The 20,980-nt window shown below is 72.8% G+C and carries 18 protein-coding genes and 1 rRNA gene; 9 read left to right on the forward strand and 10 right to left on the reverse strand.

Annotation, left to right across the window (positions count from 1 at the left end; translation table 11 throughout):
- Positions 1-57 precede the first annotated feature (57 nt).
- The 4 genes from ABZ956_RS23760 to ABZ956_RS23775 all read right to left on the reverse strand — a co-directional run bounded on the left by ABZ956_RS23760 (position 58) and on the right by ABZ956_RS23775 (position 5,101).
- Complete coding sequence (locus ABZ956_RS23760) at positions 58-1,326, reverse strand: haloacid dehalogenase-like hydrolase (RefSeq protein WP_361897095.1); 1,269 nt, start codon at positions 1,324-1,326, stop codon at positions 58-60.
- 94 nt (positions 1,327-1,420) lie between these two features.
- Entirely contained in the window at positions 1,421-2,206 is a 786-nt protein-coding gene (locus tag ABZ956_RS23765) for a 3-oxoacyl-ACP reductase (RefSeq protein ID WP_361897098.1), read from the reverse strand.
- On the reverse strand, positions 2,203-3,579 hold the full coding sequence (locus ABZ956_RS23770; protein WP_361897101.1) for an aldehyde dehydrogenase family protein: 1,377 nt from the start codon (positions 3,577-3,579) through the stop codon (positions 2,203-2,205). The genes ABZ956_RS23765 and ABZ956_RS23770 overlap by 4 nt, the downstream gene beginning before the upstream one ends.
- A gap of 154 nt (positions 3,580-3,733) precedes the next feature.
- Positions 3,734-5,101, reverse strand: coding sequence for a glutamine synthetase family protein (locus ABZ956_RS23775; RefSeq protein ID WP_361897104.1), 1,368 nt, complete (start codon positions 5,099-5,101; stop codon positions 3,734-3,736).
- Between the two features lie 73 nt (positions 5,102-5,174).
- On the opposite strand from ABZ956_RS23775, the gene ABZ956_RS23780 reads away from it, so the two are divergent.
- The 3 genes from ABZ956_RS23780 to ABZ956_RS23790 all read left to right on the forward strand — a co-directional run bounded on the left by ABZ956_RS23780 (position 5,175) and on the right by ABZ956_RS23790 (position 8,278).
- Positions 5,175-5,897: an FCD domain-containing protein gene (locus ABZ956_RS23780; protein WP_361897107.1), complete on the forward strand. Its 723-nt coding sequence runs from the start codon at positions 5,175-5,177 to the stop codon at positions 5,895-5,897.
- Positions 5,898-6,011: 114 nt separating this feature from the next.
- Entirely contained in the window at positions 6,012-7,514 is a 1,503-nt protein-coding gene (gene eat / locus ABZ956_RS23785) for an ethanolamine permease (protein WP_361897110.1), read from the forward strand.
- Entirely contained in the window at positions 7,511-8,278 is a 768-nt protein-coding gene (locus ABZ956_RS23790) for a gamma-glutamyl-gamma-aminobutyrate hydrolase family protein (RefSeq protein WP_361897113.1), read from the forward strand. The genes eat and ABZ956_RS23790 overlap by 4 nt, the downstream gene beginning before the upstream one ends.
- A 49-nt stretch (positions 8,279-8,327) precedes the next feature.
- Here the strand turns inward: ABZ956_RS23790 and ABZ956_RS23795 are convergent, their stop codons facing one another.
- A complete protein-coding gene (locus tag ABZ956_RS23795) occupies positions 8,328-9,188 on the reverse strand; it encodes a siderophore-interacting protein (protein ID WP_361897116.1) in 861 nt (286 codons plus the stop codon).
- A gap of 56 nt (positions 9,189-9,244) precedes the next feature.
- The gene (locus tag ABZ956_RS23800) at positions 9,245-10,195 is read right to left on the reverse strand and encodes a 5'-3' exonuclease (protein ID WP_361897119.1); all 951 of its coding nucleotides are present in this window, start codon (positions 10,193-10,195) and stop codon (positions 9,245-9,247) included.
- Positions 10,196-10,309: 114 nt separating this feature from the next.
- On the opposite strand from ABZ956_RS23800, the gene ABZ956_RS23805 reads away from it, so the two are divergent.
- From ABZ956_RS23805 to ABZ956_RS23815, 3 genes are read left to right on the forward strand one after another with little or no spacing between them, the layout of a single operon-like run.
- Complete coding sequence (locus tag ABZ956_RS23805; RefSeq protein ID WP_361897122.1) at positions 10,310-11,383, forward strand: glycine betaine/L-proline ABC transporter ATP-binding protein; 1,074 nt, start codon at positions 10,310-10,312, stop codon at positions 11,381-11,383.
- Complete coding sequence (locus tag ABZ956_RS23810) at positions 11,376-13,187, forward strand: ABC transporter permease/substrate binding protein (protein ID WP_361897125.1); 1,812 nt, start codon at positions 11,376-11,378, stop codon at positions 13,185-13,187. The genes ABZ956_RS23805 and ABZ956_RS23810 overlap by 8 nt, the downstream gene beginning before the upstream one ends.
- 31 nt (positions 13,188-13,218) lie before the next feature.
- Entirely contained in the window at positions 13,219-13,959 is a 741-nt protein-coding gene (locus ABZ956_RS23815; RefSeq protein ID WP_361897167.1) for a helical backbone metal receptor, read from the forward strand.
- On the opposite strand, the gene ABZ956_RS23820 is transcribed toward ABZ956_RS23815, so the two are convergent.
- Positions 13,886-15,007 carry a TDT family transporter gene (locus ABZ956_RS23820; RefSeq protein WP_361897128.1) on the reverse strand — a complete coding sequence of 374 codons (1,122 nt, stop codon included), beginning with the start codon at positions 15,005-15,007 and terminating at the stop codon, positions 13,886-13,888. The two genes, ABZ956_RS23815 and ABZ956_RS23820, sit on opposite strands and share 74 nt — an antisense overlap.
- Before the next feature lie 70 nt (positions 15,008-15,077).
- Between ABZ956_RS23820 and ABZ956_RS23825 the strand changes: the two genes are divergently transcribed.
- Entirely contained in the window at positions 15,078-15,992 is a 915-nt protein-coding gene (locus ABZ956_RS23825; RefSeq protein WP_361897131.1) for a LysR family transcriptional regulator, read from the forward strand.
- 194 nt (positions 15,993-16,186) lie between these two features.
- Here ABZ956_RS23825 and ABZ956_RS23830 read toward each other — a convergent pair whose 3' ends face one another.
- On the reverse strand, positions 16,187-17,218 hold the full coding sequence (locus tag ABZ956_RS23830; RefSeq protein WP_361897134.1) for an HAD hydrolase-like protein: 1,032 nt from the start codon (positions 17,216-17,218) through the stop codon (positions 16,187-16,189).
- A gap of 75 nt (positions 17,219-17,293) precedes the next feature.
- On the opposite strand from ABZ956_RS23830, the gene ABZ956_RS23835 reads away from it, so the two are divergent.
- A complete protein-coding gene (locus ABZ956_RS23835) occupies positions 17,294-18,601 on the forward strand; it encodes a DUF1015 domain-containing protein (protein WP_361897137.1) in 1,308 nt (435 codons plus the stop codon).
- Between the two features lie 103 nt (positions 18,602-18,704).
- Here ABZ956_RS23835 and ABZ956_RS23840 read toward each other — a convergent pair whose 3' ends face one another.
- Positions 18,705-19,481 carry a hypothetical protein gene (locus tag ABZ956_RS23840; protein WP_361897170.1) on the reverse strand — a complete coding sequence of 259 codons (777 nt, stop codon included), beginning with the start codon at positions 19,479-19,481 and terminating at the stop codon, positions 18,705-18,707.
- A 75-nt stretch (positions 19,482-19,556) separates the two neighbouring features.
- Between ABZ956_RS23840 and ABZ956_RS23845 the strand changes: the two genes are divergently transcribed.
- A complete protein-coding gene (locus tag ABZ956_RS23845) occupies positions 19,557-20,882 on the forward strand; it encodes a hypothetical protein (protein ID WP_361897140.1) in 1,326 nt (441 codons plus the stop codon).
- A gap of 6 nt (positions 20,883-20,888) precedes the next feature.
- Here ABZ956_RS23845 and rrf read toward each other — a convergent pair.
- Positions 20,889-20,980, reverse strand: a 5S ribosomal RNA gene (gene rrf, locus ABZ956_RS23850); the annotation flags it as partial.

The following is a 20,980-nucleotide window of genomic DNA, read 5'->3' on the forward strand; positions in this document are numbered from 1 at the left end:
GTGCCGATGGCCACCGGTCCCTGCCGCCCGCTATCCCGTGGGGGAGGTTCCGTCAGGTCAGAACGCCTTGTCGACCTGGTCCGGGATCACGCTGCCGTCGGCGCGCAGCACCGGCATCTTGGAGCCGTCCGCGGCGGTGGCGCCCGCCGTCGAGCAGGGGTACGTACCGGACTTGCGCGGCATCGGCTCGATGAACATCGGGTTGGCCACCCAGCGGCCGTCCGCGTCGTCGTAGGCGCGGCACATCAGCTCGGACTTGTTGCGGTTGATGGCGACGTGCGCGCCGGTGGCGTCGTCGACGAACGTCACGTCGGTGTCGGCGTCGCCGGCGCCGAGGGCGATGCGGTGGGCGGCGTCCTGCTTCTGCCAGGCCTTCGCGCCCTTGATCTTGAAGATCTCCTGGTTGATCATGCAGCGCTTGCCGTCCATGTACGGCAGGGCGTCGCCGCGGCCGGTCTCGACGCCACCGCAGCCCTTGAGGGAGGTGGTGAGCTTGCCGTGCTTGGTGATGCTGCGGATGCCGATGGTGTGCTTACGGTCGAGGCCCACGCCGCTCGACCAAGCCTCGGCGATCGGCTCCGAGGAGGCGGAGACGATGTAGACGTCGAAGCCGGCCGCCTTGAGCGTGCGGATCAGGTCCTTCTGCTGGTCGTAGTAGCGGATGTAGCCGGCGAGGGTGTGGGTGCCGACGGTCTGCTTGGTCCCGACGGGCGCCGCGAGCTGCTCGGCGCGGGCCTGCCGGGCGAAGGAGTTGAGGGCGGCGGGGGTGTGCCCGGCGAACAGCTGCGGTATCCAGCCGTACGCGGGGACCGTGCGCCGGTGGTTCCAGTCGCCGGCGAAGGCCGGCTCGCCCGCCATGGTCTGCGACTTCTCCCGGATCTCGAAGATCTCGTCGGTGCAGGCGGTGTTCTTCGAGGTGGGCAGCGGCCGGCCGACGGGCACGGAGGTGCCGCACGCCTTGGTGAGCGCCTTGTCGGCGGCCGGGGTCAGCCAGGCGCTGGTGTCCTGCCAGCTCTTCGGACGCAAAATCTTGTCGTGCTTGAGCGACCAGGCGAGCGTGGCGTCCGTGATGTCGTTCTTGACGACCGTGTTGTCCCAGTCGAAGGCGGCGACGGGGCGGGGGCCGCGCTTGCCGGAGCAGGTGCCGCGCTCGTCGATCATCTTCTGCAGCCGGGCGCGGTTGTCACCGGCCCATGCGAGGTTCTTGTCGAGCTGGGGACAGTGACGGCGGGGCGCGTCGTGGGCGGGGGCCGCGGTGGCGGGGACCGAAGCGGCGAGGGCCGCGGCGGCAGCGAGGCCGACGACGATGGCGGACTGGATGCGCATGTGCTCTCTTTGGTGCGTGTGGTGGCTGGGTGACGCCGGAACCGGACCTTCCGCGAGGGGAGGCGGCCCGGTCCCGGGCCTTTGATCATGGACCCTACAGCGGGGTCACGTACGCGCCCGCGATGCCTCCGTCGACGAGGAATTCCGCGGCGTTGACGAAGGAGGAGTCGTCGCTGGCGAGGAAGGCCACCGCGGCGGCGATCTCCTCGGGCTCGGCGAACCGCCCCACCGGCACGTGCACCAGGCGCCGCGCCGCCCGCTCCGGGTCCTTGGCGAACAGCTCCTTCAGCAGGGGCGTGTTCACCGGCCCCGGGCACAGGGCGTTGACGCGGATGCCCTCGCGGGCGAACTGCACGCCCAGCTCGCGGGACATCGCCAGCACGCCGCCCTTGGAGGCGGTGTAGCTGATCTGCGAGGTGGCGGCGCCCATGACCGCGACGAAGGAGGCGGTGTTGATGATGGAGCCCTTGCCCTGGCGCTGCATGTAGGGCAGTGCCGCCTTGCAGCACAGGTAGACGGAGGTGAGGTTGACCTCCTGGACGCGCTTCCAGGCTTCGAGGCCGGTGGTGAGGATGGAGTCGTCGTCGGGCGGGGAGATGCCGGCGTTGTTGAAGGCGACGTCGACCGAGCCGTAGGTGTCGTAGGCGGTCCTGAAGAGCGCCTCGACCTCCTCCGGGCTGGTGACGTCGACCTTCACGAACAGCCCGCCGGTCTCGGCCGCGGCGGCCTTGCCCGCGCTCTCGTCGATGTCGGCGCACACCACGTTGGCGCCCTCGGAGGCGAACCGCCGGGCGGTGGCCAGGCCGATGCCGCTGCCGGCTCCGGTGACGACGGCGGTACGTCCGGCCAGTCGGCGGCAGACGGGGGTCTGGTCGGTCACTTGGTCTCCTCCAGAGGGTCGATGGCGATGAAGACGTTCTTGGTCTCGGTGAAGGCGGACAGCGCGCCGGGGCCCAGCTCGCGGCCGAGGCCGGACTGTTTGAAGCCGCCGAAGGGGGTCCAGTAGCGCACGCTGCTGTGGGAATTGACGGAGAGGTTGCCCGCCGCGACGGCGCGCGAGAGGCGCAGGGCGCGGGAGACGTCCCGGGTCCAGATCGAGCCGGAGAGGCCGTAGTCGGTGGCGTTGGCGATGCGCACGGCCTCCGCCTCGTCCTCGAAGGGGATGACGACGGCGACCGGCCCGAAGACCTCCTCCACGGCCACGCGGTCCTCCGCCGTGCCTTCGAGCACGGTGGCCGGGTACCAGAACCCCTTGCCCGCGGGGACGTCGCCGCGGATGGCGGCGGGTGCGGATTCGGGGACGTAGGACCGTACGCGTTCGCGGTGGGCGGCGGAGATCAGCGGGCCCATCCGGGTGGCCGGGTCGGTGGGGTCGCCGGCGGCGAAGGTCTTGACCGCCGGCTCGAGCAGCTCCATGAACCGGTCGTAGACGCCGCGCTGGACCAGGATGCGGCTGCGGGCGCAGCAGTCCTGGCCGGTGTTGTCGAGGAAGGAGCCGGGGGCGGCAGCGGCGGCCTGCTCGATGTCGGCGTCGGCGAAGACGATGTTGGGGCTCTTGCCGCCGAGTTCGAGGGTCACGCGCTTCACGCCGGCCGCGCACTTGGCCATGATCTGCTTGCCGACGGCGGTGGAGCCGGTGAAGACGACCTTGGCGACGCCGGGGTGTTCGACGAGCGCGGCGCCCGCCTCGGGTCCGGCGCCGGGCAGGACCTGGAGGAGTCCCTCGGGCAGTCCGGCCTCCAGGGCCAGCCCGGCCAGCCGCAGGGCGGTCAGCGGGGTGGTCTCGGCGGGCTTGACGAGCACGGCGTTGCCCGCGGCCAGGGCGGGGGCGAAGCCCCAGGCGGCGATGGGCATCGGGAAGTTCCAGGGCGCGATGACGGCGACGACGCCCAGCGGCTCGTGGAAGGTGACGTCCAGGCCGCCGGCCACCGGGATCTGGGAGCCGGACAGCCGCTCCACTCCGGCGGCCGCGTACTCCAGCAGGTCGCGGACGTTGCCGGCCTCCCAGCGGGCGTTGCCCAGGGGGTGGCCCGCCTCGCGGACCTCCAGCAGGGCCAGCTCCTCCAGGTGCGCGTCGACGGTGTCGGCGAAGCGGCGCAGCTGCCGGGCGCGGTCGCCGGGGGCGAGCGCGGCCCAGCCGCGCTGGGCTTCGGCGGCGCGCCGGACGGCGGCGTCGACGTCCTGCGGCGTCGCCGCGGGGACGGTGGCGACGAGTTCCTCGGTCGCCGGGTTGATCACGTGGTGCTCGTGCAAGTCGTCTCCCTGCTGGTTCGTTCCGCCGCGCCGGCGGCCGGGCTGCCGTTTCGCGCGCGGCTGCACGCCGGTGGTCGCGTGGTGCCCACCCTCCCCCAGCTACCGCTGGGAGGTGCCCCCAGCCCGCGGAACGCCTGCCCACAACGTTGGTGGTCTACATCCGCTCGAAGGAGCGGTAGCGCTCCCAGTCCGTGACGGCGCTGTCGTACGCCTCCTGCTCGACACGCGCCATGTTCCGGTAGTGCTCGACGACCTCGTCGCCGAAGGCGGCCCGGGCTATGGGGCTGGCCTCCCACAGCTGCGCGGCCTCCCGCAGGGTGGCGGGGACGTGTGCGGCGCCGGCGGTGTAGGCGTTGCCGGTGCACACCTCGGGCAGCTCCAGCTCGTGCTCGACGCCGTACAGTCCGGCGGCGACCATGCCGGCGACGGCCAGGTAGGGGTTCACGTCGCCGCCGGGCAGCCGGTTCTCGAAGCGGTGGGAGGGGCCGTGGCCGACGACGCGCAGCGAGCAGGTGCGGTTGTCGGGGCCCCAGGCGACGGCGGTGGGGGCGAAGGAGCCGGGCCTGAAGCGCTTGTAGGAGTTGATGTTGGGGGCGTACAGGAGGGTGAAGTCGCGCAGGGCGGCGAGCTGTCCGGCGAGGAAGTGCCGCATCGTCCTCGACATCCCGTACGGCCCGGAGTCGTCGGCGAGCACGGGGCGCCCGGCCTCGTCGCGCAGCGAGAGGTGGATGTGGCAGGAGTTGCCCTCGCGCTCGTCGTACTTGGCCATGAAGGTGAGTGCCATGCCCTCCTGGGCGGCTATCTCCTTGGCGCCGGTCTTGTAGACGACGTGCTGGTCGCAGGTGGTCAGCGCCTCGTCGTAGCGGAAGGCGATCTCGTGCTGGCCGAGGTTGCACTCGCCCTTGGCGGACTCCACCGTCATCCCGGCGGCGCCCATCTCGTTGCGTATGCGGCGCAGGAGGGGTTCGACGCGGCCGGTGCCGAGCACGGAGTAGTCGCAGTTGTACTGGTTGGCGGGGGTCATGTCGCGGTAGCCGCGGTTCCATGCCGCCTCGTAGGTGTCCTTGAAGACGATGAACTCCAGCTCGGTGCCCACCTGCGCGCTCCAGCCGCGCTCGGCCAGCCGGTCCAGCTGGCGGCGCAGGATCTGGCGCGGCGAGGCGAGGACGGGGGAGCCGTCGTGCCAGGCGAGGTCGGCGGTGATGAGGGCGGTGCCGGGGTTCCAGGGGGTGCGGCGCAAGGTGGTGAGGTCGCCGTGGAGGGCGAAGTCGCCGTAGCCGCGTTCCCAGGACGACATGGTGTAGCCGTCGACCGTGTTCATCTCGGCGTCCACGGCGAGGAGGTAGTTGCAGCCCTCGGTGCCGTTCTCGAGTGTGTCGTCGAGGAAGAACCGGGCGGCGAACCGCTTCCCCTGGAGCCGTCCTTGCATGTCCGTGAAGGCGAGGACGACAGTGTCGATCTCCCCGGTGTCGACGAGCCTGCGCAGCTCGTCGACCGTGAGTGGGGGCATGCGGTCTGCCACGGTGTTGCCTCCTGTCGGTGCGACCGGAGGTCTTAAGGTAGGGCCGTAGACCATTGATTGGGAAGGGGGGCCGATGAACAAGCATGCGACGGACCGGCTGTCGCCGGTTCTGCGGCCGGTCCGGGCGGGCAACGGCTTCGAGGAGGCGCTGGAGCAGATACTCCAGATCATGCGGCTCGGGCTGGTGGCCCCGGGGGAACGGTTGCCGGCCGAGCGCGAGTTGGCGGAGCGGCTGCAGATCAGCCGGGTGACGCTGCGCGAGGTGCTGAAGGTGCTGCAGGACCAGGGCCTGGTGGAGAGCCGGCGCGGGCGCTACGGCGGAACGTTCGTCCTGGACCGGGACGCCTCGGCGGGCGAGGACGAACTACGGCGGCGCGTCGCGGCCGTGGACGTGGAGGACACACTGCGCTTCCGGGAGGTCCTGGAGGTGGGCGCCGCGGGGCTGTGCGCGGCGCACGGGCTGGACGACGAGGGGGCCGGCCGGCTGCGGGCCGCGCTGGCCGCCACCCATGACGCGCCGCTGGCCGACTACCGGCGCCTGGACACGATGCTGCACCTGACGCTCGCGGAACTCTCCGGTTCCCTCTCGCTGGCCGCGCAGTACGCGGCCGTCCGCGCGACCGTCAACGACCTGCTGGACTGCATCCCGCTGCTGGTGCGCAACCTCGAGCACTCCCAGCGGCAGCACACCGCCCTGGTGGAGGCGGTCCTGGACGGGGACGCGGACGGGGCGCGCGAGGTGATGCGGGAGCACTGCTGTGGCACGGCGGCGCTTTTGCGGGGATTCCTGGCATAGACGGCCGGCCCCGTAACCGGGGTTTAACGCAAGGGGGTTGCCTTTCGGCCGCGAACACGGCAAAGGTATGGCGCAAAACCTTTGCCCCAGCGTCACCCCAGGCAGGAGCGGCTCATGGCCGAACGCACGGATTCCCCCAGCGCACCTCCCGCCGGCGGCGCGGCCGGGGACGGCTCCCCCGGCTCCCCCGGCCCGGCCGGCCCCGCCGAGGCGGCCGGCTACCTGGACAAGCGCACCCTGCGCCGGGGCAGCGCCGGCCCTCTCCTGCTCACCGGCCTGGGCGTGGCCTACGTGGTCTCCGGGGACTTCTCCGGCTGGAACTTCGGCCTCGCCCAGGGCGGCTTCGGCGGACTGGCCCTCGCCGCCGTCCTCATGGGCCTGATGTACACCTGCATGGTCTTCGCCCTGGCCGAGCTCGCCGCCATCCTCCCCACGGCGGGCGGCGGTTACGGCTTCGCCCGCCGCGCGCTGGGCCCCTGGGGCGGCTTCCTCACGGGGACCGCCATCCTCATCGAGTACGTGCTGGCCCCGGCCGCCATCTCCTTGTTCATCGGCGACTACGTCGAGTCGCTGCGGCTGTTCGGGCTCACCTCCGCCTGGCCGGTGTACCTGGCCTGCTTCGTGATCTTCATAGGCATCCACCTGTGGGGCGTGGGCGAGGCGCTGCGCTTCAGCTTCGTGGTGACGGGCGTGGCGGTCGCCGCCCTGGTCGTCTTCGCCGCGGGCGCGTTCACCGACTTCGACGCGGGGAACCTCAACGACATCCCCGCCGACCCGGACGCCTTCGGGGCCTCCTCCTGGCTGCCGTTCGGACTGCTCGGCATCTGGGCGGCGTTCCCCTTCGGCATGTGGTTCTTCCTCGGCGTCGAGGGCGTGCCGCTGGCGGCCGAGGAGACCCGGGACCCGGCCAGGACGCTGCCGAGGGCGATGGCCACCTCCATGGGCATCCTGCTGCTCCTGGCCCTGCTGACGTTCCTCGCCGCCACCGGCGCGGGCGGCGCCGACGCGCTCAAGGACGCCGGCAACCCCCTGGTCGCCGCCCTGCAGCCGGACGGGCGGGCCACGACGCTGGGCCGGATCGTCAACTACGCGGGCCTGGCGGGCCTGGTGGCCTCCTTCTTCTCCCTCATCTACGCCGGATCGCGGCAGCTCTTCGCCCTCTCCCGGGCCGGCTACCTGCCCCGCTTCCTCTCCCTGACCAGCCGCCGCAAGGCCCCCTGGCTCGGGCTGGTGGTGCCGGGCGCGCTCGGCTTCACGCTGGCGGCGGCCACGGGCGACGGGGCGCGGATGCTCAACGTCGCGGTGTTCGGCGCCACCATCTCCTACGCCCTGATGTCGCTCTCCCACATCGTGCTGCGCCGCCGGGAGCCGGCTCTGCCCCGGCCCTACCGCACGCCGGGCGGCACCGCCACGTCCACCGTGGCCTTCGTGCTGGCCTGCTCGGCGCTGGTGGCCACGTTCCTGGTGGACGTCACCGCCGCCTTCATCGCCCTGGGCGTCTACGCCGTCGCCGCCGCCTACTTCGCCCTCTACAGCCGGCACCGCCTGGTGGCGAGCGCGCCGGAGGAGGAGTTCGCGGCACTGGCCGCGGCGGAGGCGGAGCTCGCCCGAGAATGACCGCGCACACCACCGTACGTACGGAAAGGACCAGGACGTTGGACGACCGGCAGCCGCTCATCGGCGTCAGCACCTACTTCACCCGGGCCCGCTGGGGAGTGGCCTGGGATCTTCCCGCCGCCCTGCTGCCGGCCGCGTACCCGCACCACGTCCAGCGGGCGGGCGGTCTCGCGGTCATGCTGCCGCCGGACGAGAACCCGGCGAGCGCCGCCGCCGTGGTCCGGCGGCTGCAGGGCCTGGTCCTCGCCGGCGGCGAGGACCTGGACCCGGCGCTGTACGGCGCCCGCCCGCACCCGCGTGCCGGCGCCCCGGTGCCCGAGCGCGACCGCTGGGAACTGGCCCTGCTGGACGCCGCGCTGGAGCAGGGCGTGCCGGTCCTCGGCATCTGCCGGGGCATGCAGCTGATGAACGTCCACGCGGGCGGCACCCTGTGCCAGCACCTCCCCGACGAGGTGGGCCACGACGCCCACAACCCGGTGGTGGGCTCCTTCACCGACCACGCCGTCAAGACGGTGCCCGGCACCCGGACGGGCCGCCTGCTGCCCGAACCGCTGGAGGTGGCCACCCATCACCACCAGTCCGTGGACCGGCTGGGCGCGGGCCTCGTGGCGAGCGCCCACGCGGAGGACGGCACGGTCGAGGCCCTGGAGTACGCGCACGGTCACTTCGCGCTGGGCGTCCAGTGGCACCCGGAGGCCCGGGACGACGTACGGCTGACCGAGGCCCTGGTGCGAGCCGCCGCGGGGCGGGCCGGCGGGGCTTGACCAGCCCGGACGCGCCCGCAGGTGATGCGCCCGGCGGCCGGCGCGGCGCCTAGGCGGCGGTCCCGGCCGCCGGGCCGCTCTCCTGCTCCGCCTCCACCTGCTGGTTCCACTCGCGCTTGGATGCCTGCCAGCCGTCCTCGTCGTGGCCGCGCCGCCAGTAGCCGGAGATGGACAGCCGCTCGCGGGGCACCTCGCGCTCCAGCCGCAGGTGGCGGCGGAGCTCCTTCACGAAGCCGGCCTCGCCGTGCACGAAGGCCTGGACGTCACCGGCGGGGAAGTCCAGCGAGCGCACGGCCCCGACCAGGGCCTCGCCCACGGGCCGGCCCGCCCGGTGCAGCCAGGTGACCTCGACGCCGGCGGGCAGGTCCAGCTTCTGCTCCTCCCGCTCGTCGGCGACCTCGACGAAGGCGTGCACGACGGCGCCCTCCGGCATCCGCTCCAGGGACGCGGCGATCGCGGGCAGCGCGCTCTCGTCGCCCGCGAGCAGGTGCCAGTCGGCGGCCGGGTCCGGCACGTACGCGCCACCGGGCCCCAGCATCATGATCTCGTCGCCCGGCCGGGCGTGGGCGGCCCAGGGACCGGCCAGGCCCTCGTCGCCGTGGAAGACGAAGTCGATCACCAGCTCGCGGGCCGCGCGGTCGAAGGAGCGCACGCTGTACGTACGGGTCCGCGGCCACCGCTCACGCGGCAGGTCGCGGCGGATGACCTCCATGTCGAACGGCTCGGGGTAGGCGACGCCCTCGTGAGGGAAGAGCAGCTTGACGTAGTGGTCGCTGTACTCGCCGGCACCGAACTCCGCGAGCTCGTCGCCGCCCAGCACCACGCGCACCATGTGCGGCGTCAGACGCTCCGTGCGCACCACACGTGCCCGGGTGAGCTGCGGCTTGTTACGGACCGGACGGTCTGCCATGGCTGTCTCCCCTGATCCCCTGATCATTCAAAGTTAGGACTGCCTAACCTAACAGCTCACCCGCCCAGCGTGGACAGCAGCCGCCGCAACGAGCCACCCAGGCCCCAGCGCTCGGCGAGGGCGTCCAGGGCCCGCGGATCGCGGGGCGCGGCCGGCAGCGCGGCGTCGAAGGGCGCCAGCGGCACGTCCGAGGCGACCCGCACCACCTGGGGGGCCACCGCCAGGTACGGGCGCGCCTCGTCCAGGCGCCGGCGCTGGGCCGGGGTCAGCTTCGCCGCCGGGTCGTCGACCGCCGCCAGGATCCCGGCCAGGTCACCGAAGGCCGCCAGCAGCTTCGCCGCCGTCTTCTCCCCCACGCCCGGCACGCCCGGCAGCCCGTCGCTGGGGTCACCGCGCAGCAGCGCCAGGTCGGCGTAGCCGGGCCCGTCCACGCCGTACTTCTCGCGCAGCAGCGCCTCGTCCACGGTCTGCAGGGTGCCGACGCCCTTGACGGGGTAGAGCACCCGCACCCCACGGCGGTCGTCGACGAGCTGGTAGAGATCGCGGTCGCCGGTGACGATGTCCACCGGGCCCTCGGCCCGGCCGGCCAGCGTGCCGATCACGTCGTCCGCCTCGTACCCCACGGCCCCGACGCGGGCGATGCCCACCGCGTCCAGCACGGCCTCGATCACCGGCACCTGCGGGGAGAGCGTGTCGGGCACCACCTCCTCGTCGGGACCGGCCGCCACCTCCTCGGCCACCCGGTGCGCCTTGTACGAGGGGATCAGCGCCACCCGCCACTCGGGGCGCCAGTCGAAGTCCATGCAGGCGACCAGGTCGTCGGGGCGGTGGTCCTGGACCAGGCGGGCGATGAAGTCCAGCAGGCCGCGCACCGCGTTCACGGGCGTGCCGTCGGGAGCCTTCACCGATTCCGGCACCCCGAAATAGGCGCGGAAGTACAGGGAGGCGGTGTCGAGGAGCATCAGGCGTCGCGTCACGGCACCGATCATGCCGCACCCCGCTGACATGTGAACTGGATCACTGTTCGGTTTGCCCCGAATGATCGGGGGCAGGCGCGGCGCCGGAGTGGCCCTGTCCCATGGGGGGTGGCGGGGCCTTGCTGTTCGACCCGAGAGGTTTATGTGTCCAGGCTGAAGGCCGAGCACCTGTACAAGGTGTTCGGCAGACGACCCGAAGCAGCCGTCCGGCGGCTCGAAAGCGGTGCCGACCGCGACGAGCTGCGCGCGGACGGCACCACCGCGGCGGTGATCGACGCGTCGTTCGAGGTCGAAGCCGGCCAGATCTTCGTGGTGATGGGGCTCTCCGGATCCGGTAAGTCCACCCTTCTGCGCATGCTCAACGGGCTGCTGGAGCCGACCGCGGGACGCGTCCTGTACGACGGACGGGATCTGACCGCGCTGTCCCCGCGCGGGCTGCGCGACGTCCGCTCGCGCAACATCAGCATGGTCTTCCAGCACTTCGCCCTCTTCCCCCACCGCAGCGTCCTCGAGAACGCCGCCTACGGCCTGGAGGTGCGCGGCATGCCGCGCGAGGAGCGCGAGGCGCGGGCCACCGAGGCCCTGGAGCTCGCCGGCCTCAAGGGCTGGGAGCGCTCCTGGCCCGACGAGCTCTCCGGCGGCATGCAGCAGCGCGTCGGCCTGGCCCGCGCGCTGGCCACCGACGCCGACCTGCTGCTGATGGACGAGTCCTTCAGCGCCCTCGACCCGCTGATCCGCCGGGACATGCAGGACCAGCTGCTGGATCTGCAGAAGCGGCTGAAGAAGACCATCGTCTTCATCACCCACGACCTCAACGAGGCCATGCGCCTGGGCGACCGCATCGCGGTCATGCGGGACGGCCGGATCGTCCAGAACGGCACCGCCGAGGACATCCTGGTCCGCCCGGCCAACGACTACGTCGCCTCCTTCATCCAGGACGTCGACCGCTCCCGGGTGCTCACCGCGGGCTCGATCATGGACAAGCCGGCCGGTGTCCCGGCCGGCGCCGCGACCGTCAGCTCCGGGACGGCCGTCTCCGAGCTGTTCGCCCCCTTCGCCCTCAGCGGCGACCCCGTCGCGGTCACCGACGAACGCGGCGAGCTGGCCGGCGTCGTCACCCGCGACCGCCTGCTGGCCGCCCTGGCCGAGCCGCCGGCCGCGCCGGACGCCACGCCCCTTGCGCAGCGGCCCGAGCCGGAGGTGACCGCCCATGCCTAAGATCCGTCTCGGCAGCTGGGCCGAGAGTGCCGTGGACTGGCTGCAGTCCCACCTCTCCTGGCTCTTCGACGCCGTCAACACCGTCCTGTCCGGCATGTACGACGGGGTCAACGCCGTCCTCGGCGCCCCCGACGCGCTGGTCATGGCCGGCATCCTCGCCGTCGTCGCCTGGTGGCTGCGCGGTCTGCTCGCGGGCGTCCTGGCGTTCGCCGGGCTCGCGCTCATCGACTCCTTCGGCCTGTGGGACGAGGCGACGGCGACCCTCTCGCTCGTCCTCGTCGCCAGCGTCATCACCCTCGCGCTCGCGGTGCCGCTGGGCATCTGGGCGGCCCGTGACCGCCGGGTCAGCGGTGTGCTGCGGCCCGTGCTCGACGTCATGCAGACGATGCCCGCCTTCGTCTACCTGATCCCGGGCGTGATGTTCTTCTCCATCGGGCCCATCCCCGGCCTGATCGCCACCATCGTCTTCTCGATGCCGCCCGGCGTCCGGATGACCGAGCTCGGCATCCGCCAGGTCGACGGCGAACTCGTCGAGGCCGCCCGCGCCTTCGGCACCACCCCGCGCGACACCCTCACCAGGGTTCAGCTGCCGCTCGCCCTGCCCACGATCATGGCGGGCGTCAACCAGGTCATCATGCTGGCGCTGTCCATGGTCGTCATCGCCGGCATGGCGGGCGCCGGGGGCCTGGGCGAGTCCGTCTACGCGGCCGTCACCCAGGTCGACATCGGCGGCGGCGTCGAGAGCGGCCTGGCCGTCGTGGTCCTCGCGATGTACCTGGACCGGATGACCGGCGCCCTCGGCAAGCGGGTCTCCCCGCTCGGCCGCCGCGCCTCCGCCAAGGCCGCCGCCTCGGTGCGCGCCGGCGCCCCGAAGGTCCTGAACCACCGGCCCGGCACCGCCGTCGCCGCCGTCGGCATCGTCGTCCTCGCGCTCGTCGCGGGCGGCATGCGGCTGACCCAGGGCGACGGCGACGGGCAGGCGGTGGCCGCCGGCAAGAACGTCGGCCACGGCAAGCAGGTCAAGCTCGGCTACTTCCCGTGGGACGAGGCGGTCGCCACCACCTACCTGTGGCAGAACGTCCTGGAGGACCGCGGCTTCAAGCCGGACGTCAAGCAGCTCGACCCCGGCCCGCTCTACACCGCCCTGGCCCAGGGCCAGATGGACCTGCAGTTCGACTCCTGGCTGCCCACGACGCACAAGCAGTACATGGACCGGTACGGCGACAAGCTCACCGACCTCGGCTCCTGGTACGGCCCCACCTCCCTCGAACTGGCCGTCCCCTCCTACGTCAAGGGCATCGACTCCCTGGCGGACCTCAAGGGCAAGGGCGCGACGTTCGGCGGGAAGATCGTCGGCATCGAGTCCAGCGCCGGCATGATGGGCACGCTCAACGACAAGGTGCTCAAGGAGTACGGCCTGGAGGGCGAGTACAAGGTCGTCTCCTCCTCCACCTCCACGATGCTCGCCGAGCTCGACCGGGCGATGAAGAAGAAGGAACCCATCGTCACCACCCTCTGGTCGCCGCACTGGGCCTACGCCAAGCACGACCTGAAGAAGCTCAAGGACCCCAAGGGTGCCTGGGGCGAGGGTGAGCAGATCCACGCGGTCGGCAAGAAGAACTTCGCCGCCGACTTCCCGGAGATCGCGGGCTGGGTGAAGAACTTCAAGATGCCGGAGAAGGACCTCGCCTCCCTCGAGGCCGAGATCCAGAGCGGCGGCAAGGGCAAGGAGAAGGACTCCGCCCGCCGCTGGCTCGACGCCCACCCGGGCTTCGCCGACAAGCTGGCGCCTGTCGGCGCCTGACGAACAGGCGTACGGTGGGGCGGTGAGCTCGCTGAGCGGCCGCCCCGCCGTACGCCGTGTCGTCTCCCTGGTCCCCTCGCTCACCGAGGCCGTGGCCGCCACCGCCCCCGGTCTCCTCGTGGGGGCCACCGACTGGTGCGAGCACCCGGCCGGCCTCGACGTCGTCCGGGTCGGCGGCACCAAGAACCCCGACACCGCGCGCATCGCGGCCCTCGCGCCCGACCTCGTCATCGCCAACGAGGAGGAGAACCGCGCCCCCGACCTCGCGGCACTGCTCGCCGCCGGACTCGACGTGCTCGTCACCGAAGTACGCACCCTGGAGCAGGCGTTCACCGAGCTGGAGCGCGTCCTGGTGCGCGGCTGCGGGCTCGCCCGGCCCACCTGGCTGGACGACGCGCGCGACGCCTGGCGGGACACCCGCGCCTCGGGCCCCTTCCTGCGGGCCGTCGTGCCGGTGTGGCGCAGACCGTGGATGGTGCTCGGCCGGGACACCTTCGCCGGTGACGTCCTCGCCCGGCTCGGCGTCGTCAACGTCCACGCCGGGCACGCCGAGCGCTATCCCCGCATCCCGCTGCCCGAGCTGAACGCCTGCGGCGCGGAACTGGTCGTCCTGCCCGACGAGCCGTACCGCTTCAGCGCGGACGACGGGCCCGAGTCCTTCCCCGGCCTGCCGTCCGCGCTGGTCAGCGGGCGTCACCTCACGTGGTACGGGCCATCGCTGACGCAAGCGCCGCGGGTGCTGGGCGCGGCGCTGCGAGCAGCTTCCCGCTGACCACTCCGGCCAGCGTCCGGACGCCCGCGACCGCCCAGGCCGCGACCAGCAGGAGATAGAGCGCGACGGCCAGCCAGGTCAGGGCGTGCAGGCCCGTGTGGCGGGCGAGCGTCGCGGCGCCCGTCACACAGGTGCCCAGGGGGAAGGTGAAGGCCCACCAGGTCATGGCGAATCCCATGCCGCCGCGGAAGGCGCGCACCACCAGGGCGGTGGCCACCGCGAGCCACAGCAGGGCGAAGCCCATGACGGGCAGGCCGTACAGCACCGCGAAGCCGGCCATCGCCTGCGCGTACGGGGCCGGGGCGGCGCCCGGGGCGACGTCGGCGAGGTTGTTCACGGCCGTCGTGGACTGGCCCAGCGGACCCAGGACGAGGAACAGCGTCGGCGTCAGCGCGAGCGGCGGCGGGCCGTGGTGCACGAGCCGGGCGAAGACCAGCGGCAGGATGAGCAGCGTCGCCAGCAGGCTCAGCCCGAACAGCGCGTAGCAGCCCAGCAGCATCGCCTCCCGCCACTGGCCCACCGGCAGGTGCGGTACGAGGGCGGGGCCGAGGGCGGCGGAGACCATGGGTGCCACGACGGGCAGCAGCCACACCGGCGAGGCGTCGCCCGGCGCTATGCGGTGCCGGGTCACCATCAGGTACGGAATGGCGGCCGCCGCAGCGAGCCCGAGGACGGTGCCGGCCACCCACAGCACCACGTCGGCGGCCAGGGCCGCCCGCTCGCCGATCACCCCGGACCCCACGGAGAGGGTGGCGCCGCCGACGGCCAGCAGGGCCATCGCCAGACAGCCGTAGAAGGGTGCCACGGCCGGGTCGGCCAAGTGCCGCCTGGCCTGGTCGCGGTGGCGGGCCCAGTGCCCCGCGCGGGCGGCGAGCAGCGTGAGCAGGGCCAGCGCCGCCAGCGCCCACACCGCCTCGTACGCCCCCCGCAGCCCGGGCCCGTGCAGGGGCAGGGCGGCTCCGGCGGAGGCGACGATGGCGGTGCCCATGACGGTGGCGTACCAGTTCGGGCCGAGGTGGCGCAGTCGGGGGCGGGGTTGCTCACTCATGTCCCCACCGTCTCCCGGAGCCACCCCCTTCACCAGGGATCGCCGGGCTATGAGGACATAAGCTGGGGTTATGAGTGAGGATCTGCCGACGCCGCTGGCCCACCGGGTCCCCGACCTCGGGGCGCTCGAGCTGCTGCTCGCCGTGGCACGGCTGGGGAGCCTGGGGCGGGCCGCACGGGAGCTGGGCATCACCCAGCCCGCCGCGAGCGGCCGGGTGCGCGGCATGGAACGCCAGCTCGGCGTCGCCCTCGTCGAGCGCTCGCCACGCGGTTCGCGGCTGACGGACGCCGGGGTCCTCGTCACGGACTGGGCGCGGCGCGTCGTGGAGGCCGCCGAGGCCCTCGACGCGGGGGCGCAGGCGCTGCGCGGGCGCCGCGACTCGCGGCTGCGCGTCGCCGCCAGCATGACCATCGCGGAGTATCTGCTGCCGGGGTGGCTGATCGCGCTGCGCACGGAGCGGCCGGGCACGGCCGTCTCGCTGCTGACCGGCAATTCCGCGGCGGTCGCGGGGCGCCTGCTCGCCGGTGAGGCCGACCTCGGGTTCGTCGAGGGACTGGACGTGCCGCCCGGGCTGGACGGCACGGTCGTCGGCCACGACCGGCTCGTCGTGGTCACCGCGCCGGGCCACCCATGGGCCCGCCGCAAGGCCCCCCTCGCCGCCCCGGAGCTCGCGGCCACCCCGCTGATCCTGCGCGAGCGCGGCTCGGGCACCCGCCAGGTCCTGGACACGGCGCTGGCCGCGTACGGCGGCCTGGCGGAGCCGCTGCTGGAACTGGCGTCGACGACGGCGGCGAAGGCCGCCGTGGTCAGCGGCGCGGGCCCCTCGGTGCTGAGCGAGCTGGCGATCGACGAGGAGCTGGCGACCCGGCGCCTGGTGGAGATACCGGTCGCGGACCTGCCCCTGCGCCGCGCCCTGCGCGCCGTCTGGCCCCGCGGCCACCGCCCGACGGGCCCGGCCCGGGACCTGCTGGGGCTGACGCGGTGACGGCACCGCCGGTCACCTTTGCCCTCTTTATCCTCAAGCGCCGGACGGGCTGAAAATCAGCCCGTCCGGCGCTTGAGGACCGGGGTCCGGGGCGGAGCCCCCGGTCACTCATCCAGCCCGTCCGGCGATTGAGGACCGGGGGTCCGGGGGCGGAGCCCCCGGTTACGGGAAGGGGCGGGTAGGGGAAAGAATCCCTACCACCCCAGCCGCCCCAGCACCTTGCCCGAGTCCAGCTCGCACGAGCCCTCCCCCGCCACCGTCCACGCGGCAGCACACAGCGCCCGCAACGCGTCGACCCGCTCACCGCCCCCCTCAAGGGCGAACGCCTCGCCGTCCACCGACGCCGTCCACCCCCCACAGCGGAAACCGTCGGCCGAGCCGGCGACCACCGGCTGCCCCTCCAGCAACCCCCGCAAATCCTCGGCCACATACGTCGGCCGGTGCTCCGGCCGCGCCGCGAGCAACTCCGCGGCCGTCGTCACACCGGTCAGCACCAACAGCGAGTCCACGCCCCCCACATGCGCGCCCTCGATGTCCGTGTCGAGCCGGTCGCCGACCACCAACGGCCGCCGCGCACCGGTCCGCAGAATCGTCTCGCGGTGCATCGGCGGCAGCGGCTTCCCCGCCACCTGCGGCGGCTCCGCACCCGTGGCTATCCGCACGACCTGCACCGCCGACCCGTTGCCCGGCGCGATGCCCCGCGCACTCGGAATCGTCAAGTCCGTATTGGAGGCGTACCACGGCACGCCCCGCGCCACCGCGTACGACGCCTCCGCCAGCCGCGACCACGGCATGTCCATCCCGCCGAACCCCTGCGCCACCGCGGCCGGTTCGTCGTCGGCGGACTCCACCGGCACCAGCCCGCGCTCCCGCAGGGCCACCCGCAGCCCCTCCGCGCCGATCACCAACACCCTTGACCCGGGCGGCAGCTGATCGGCGATCAGCCGCGCCACGGCCTGCGCCGACGTGATCACGTCCGTCGGTTCGGCGGGGATGCCCAGCTCGGTCAGATGCCCGGCCACCGTCTCCGGCGTACGCGCCGCGTTGTTCGTCACGTACGCCAGGTGCATGCCGCCCTCCCGGGCCACCTCCAGCGACTCCACCGCGTGCTCGATGGCCTCGCCACCGGCGTACACCACGCCGTCGAGGTCCAGCAGCGCCGTGTCATAGGCGGCGCTGAGCCGCTGGTCGCTGCCGTCGGGCCGGGTCCGGACGGTCTGATTCATGCTGTGATCGCTCCCTGTGCTGTACGTCTCTTCCACGATCATTGCTCATCCGGCCATGAGACATAACATTTCACAATGAGCACTCCAGGCCACGGCAACGGCGCCAACGGCAGTCTCGCGGGACAGGGGCTTCAACTGGTCCCCTTCCGAGGACTGCGCTATGTCCCCGACCGGGTGGGCAGCCTCTCGGCAGTCACCTCGCCACCGTACGACGTCGTGGTACGCCCCGACGGCCTGCGCCACCTGGAAACCGCCGACCCACACAACATCGTCCGGCTCATTCTCCCCCAGGCCGCCACCGCCGCCGACCGGCACCGCCAGGCAGCCGAGACGCTGCGCCGCTGGCAGGACGAGCACGTGCTCGCCGCGGACCCCGAGCCCGCCCTCTACGTCTACGAACAGCGCGGCGACGGCATACTGCAGCGCGGCCTCATCGGCGCCCTGCGCCTGACCCCCCGCGAGGAAGGCATCGTCCTCCCCCACGAGGACGTCATGCCCCACATCGTCGAGGACCGCGCCGCCCTGATGCGCGACACGGCAGCCAATCTCGAGCCCCTGCTCTTCTCCTACCGGGGCAACGGCGACGGCGACCAGGGCGCGGCCGGCGTCATCGAGCGGGTCATCCGCACCGAGCCGCTGCTCTCGACCACGACGGAGGACGGCTACGCCCACCGCCTGTGGTCCATCACCGACCCCCACGACCTCGCCGTCATCGACAAGGACCTCTCCCACCAGCGCGCCCTCATCGCCGACGGCCACCACCGCTGGGCCACCTACCTGCGCCTGCGCGCCGAGCAGCCGGCCCCCGGCCCCTGGGACTTCGGCCTCGTCCTGCTGGTGGACACGGCCCGTTATCCGCTGCGCGTACGGGCCATCCACCGGCTGCTGCACCGGTTGCCGGTGGCCGAGGCCCTGGCCCGCCTGGGCGACGCGTTCCGGGTCACCACGATCGACGGCCCGCTGCCGGACGCCCTCGAGGTACTGGCGGCGGCCTCGGCCGGGCCGGGCAACGCCTTCGTGCTCGCCGGTGACGGCGGCTTCCACCTCCTGGACCGGCCGGACCCTCAGCTGCTGGCCCGGACGATTCCCACCGACCGCCCGCGGACCTGGCGCGAGCTGGACGCGACGGTTCTGCACTCGGCGCTGCTGGAGCACATCTGGCAGGTGCCGGACGACCCCGAGCACATCGGCTACATCCACGAGACCGCGGCGGCCGTCAAACAGGCCGAACTCCACGGCGGTACGGCCGTGCTGATGCACCCCGTCCACGAGGACGTCGTACGGGAACTCGCCGAGCAGGGCGTCACAATGCCGCGCAAGTCGACGTCGTTCGGCCCCAAGCCGGCCACGGGCCTGGTGCTGCGGAGCCTCGCCCTGAACTGAGGCGGCCGGCTTCCGCCGGAGATGAGTTGAGGGTGGAACCCCCGGTCGGTCCAGGGGTCCCACCCTCAACGTTCAGCGATCGATCACGAGTGATCGAGCAGGCTCAGCCCTGGCTGCCGGAGGAGCCGGACTCGGGCTTCGACTCGGACTCCGTGTCGGTCCCGGTCTCGGTCTCGGACTGGGTGTCGTCGGCCTTGACGTCCTCGGCCTCGGCGTCCGCCGTGACCTCGTTCTCGGCCTCGTCCTCTTCCAGGGCGTCCGTGAACTCCACCCCGTCCAGCTCGGCGAGCCGGTCGGAGGCGTTGGTCGTGCCGCCCTGGTCGGCCTCGAGGGCCTTGGCGAACCACTCACGGGCCTCGGTCTCGCGGCCCACGTCGAGGAGCGCATCGGCGTAGGCGTAGCGCAGGCGCGCGGTCCACGGCTGGATGGAGTTCGACGCGAGCTCGGGGCTCTGCAACGTCACGACCGCCGCGTCCGCCTGGCCCATGTCCTTACGGGCGCCGGCGGCGACCAGGCGCATCTCGACCTGGCCGGCCTTGTCGAGCTTCTGCACCTCGGGCTCGCCGGCCATGGCCAGCGCACGCTCCGGGCGGCCCATGCCGCGCTCGCAGTCGGCCATGACGGGCCACAGCTCGACCGAGCCGGTCATCCGGCGGGCGGCACGGAACTCGGCGAGCGCCTCGGAGTACTTGGCGGTCGCGTACGCGGCGAAGCCGGCGGCCTCGCGCACGGCGGCCACGCGCGAGGCGAGGCGCAGGGCGACACGGGAGTACTCGTAGGCCTGGTCCGGGTCCTCGTCGAGCAGGTTCGCGACCATCACGAGGTTCCGCGCGACCTCTTCGGCGAGGCCCTTGGGCAGGCTCATGAGCTCCTGCCGCACGTCCTGGTCGATCTCGTCGCCGGTCACCTCGTCGGGGATGGGCAGCCGCTTCACGGGCTCCCGCTCGCCGCGGTCGTGGTCGCGGTCGTCGCGCCGGCCGTAGCCACCGGAGCGGTCGTCGCGGCCGCGGTAGCCGCCGCCACCCTGCCGGTCGTCGCGGCGGCCGTAGCCACCGCCCGGACGACCACCGCGGTCATCGCGGCCACCACGGAACCCACCACGGTCGTCGTCGCGGCGCGGGCCACGGTCGTCGCGGCGGAAGCCACCGCGGTCGTCGTCACGACGCGGGGCACGGTCGTCACGACGGAAACCACCGGGACGCTCGTCGCGGCGCTCGTCACGGCGGAAGCCGCCACGGTCGTCGCGGCGCGGGGCGCGGTCGTCACGGGGGAAGGACGGACGCTCGTCACGACGGTCATCGCGACGGAAGCCACCACGGTCGTCGTCACGGCGGGGGGCACGGTCGTCACGACGGAACGACGGACGCTCGTCACGACGGTCGTCACGACGGAAGCCACCGCGCTCGTCGTCACGGCGGGGGGCACGGTCGTCACGACGGAACGACGGACGCTCGTCACGACGGTCATCGCGACGGAAACCGCCACGGTCGTCGTCACGGCGAGGAGCGCGGTCGTCACGACGGAAACCACCGGGGCGGTCATCGCGACGCTCGTCACGACGGAAGCCACCGCGCTCGTCGTCACGACGCGGGCCACGGTCGTCACGGCGGTCGTCACGGCGGAAGCCACCGGGACGGTCGTCGCGGCGGAAGCCGCCACGGTCGTCGTCACGACGGGGGCCGCCGTAACCGCCACCGGAAGGACGGCCACCACGGTCATCGCGGCGGGGGCCGCCGTAGCCGCCACCGGAGGGGCGACCACCACGGTCGTCGTCACGGCGGAACGACGGACGGTCGTCACGACGGTCGTCACGGCGGTCGTCGCGACGGAAGCCGCCACGGTCGTCGTCACGACGGGGGCCGCCGTAACCGCCACCGGAAGGACGGCCACCACGGTCGTCACGGCGGGGGCCTCCGTAGCCGCCGCCGGAGGGGCGACCACCACGGTCGTCGTCACGGCGCGGACCGCCGTAGCCACCACCGGAGGGGCGACCACCACGGTCGTCATCGCGGCGGAACGACGGACGGTCGTCACGACGGAAGCCAGGACGGTCATCGCGGCGGAAGCCGCCGCCACGCGAGTCGTCACGACGCGGGCCGCGCGGGCCTCCGCGACGCGAGTCGCCGCCCGAACGATCGTCGGGGGAGTTGGTGGACATCGACGTGACTCCTGTCTTCGGGTACCGCAGTCATTCTCGCGCACCCGGCTGCCCGGCGCGCTTCGGAAAAAAGCAAAAAGGACCCTTGGTCCCAGCGTGAACGCTGGGACCAAGGGTCCTTGAAAGATTGTTCGGCGGCGTCCTACTCTCCCACAGGGTCCCCCCTGCAGTACCATCGGCGCTGAAAGGCTTAGCTTCCGGGTTCGGAATGTAACCGGGCG

This window comes from Streptomyces sp. NPDC046261, from assembly GCF_040646235.1.
In the GTDB taxonomy this organism is placed as follows: domain Bacteria; phylum Actinomycetota; class Actinomycetes; order Streptomycetales; family Streptomycetaceae; genus Streptomyces.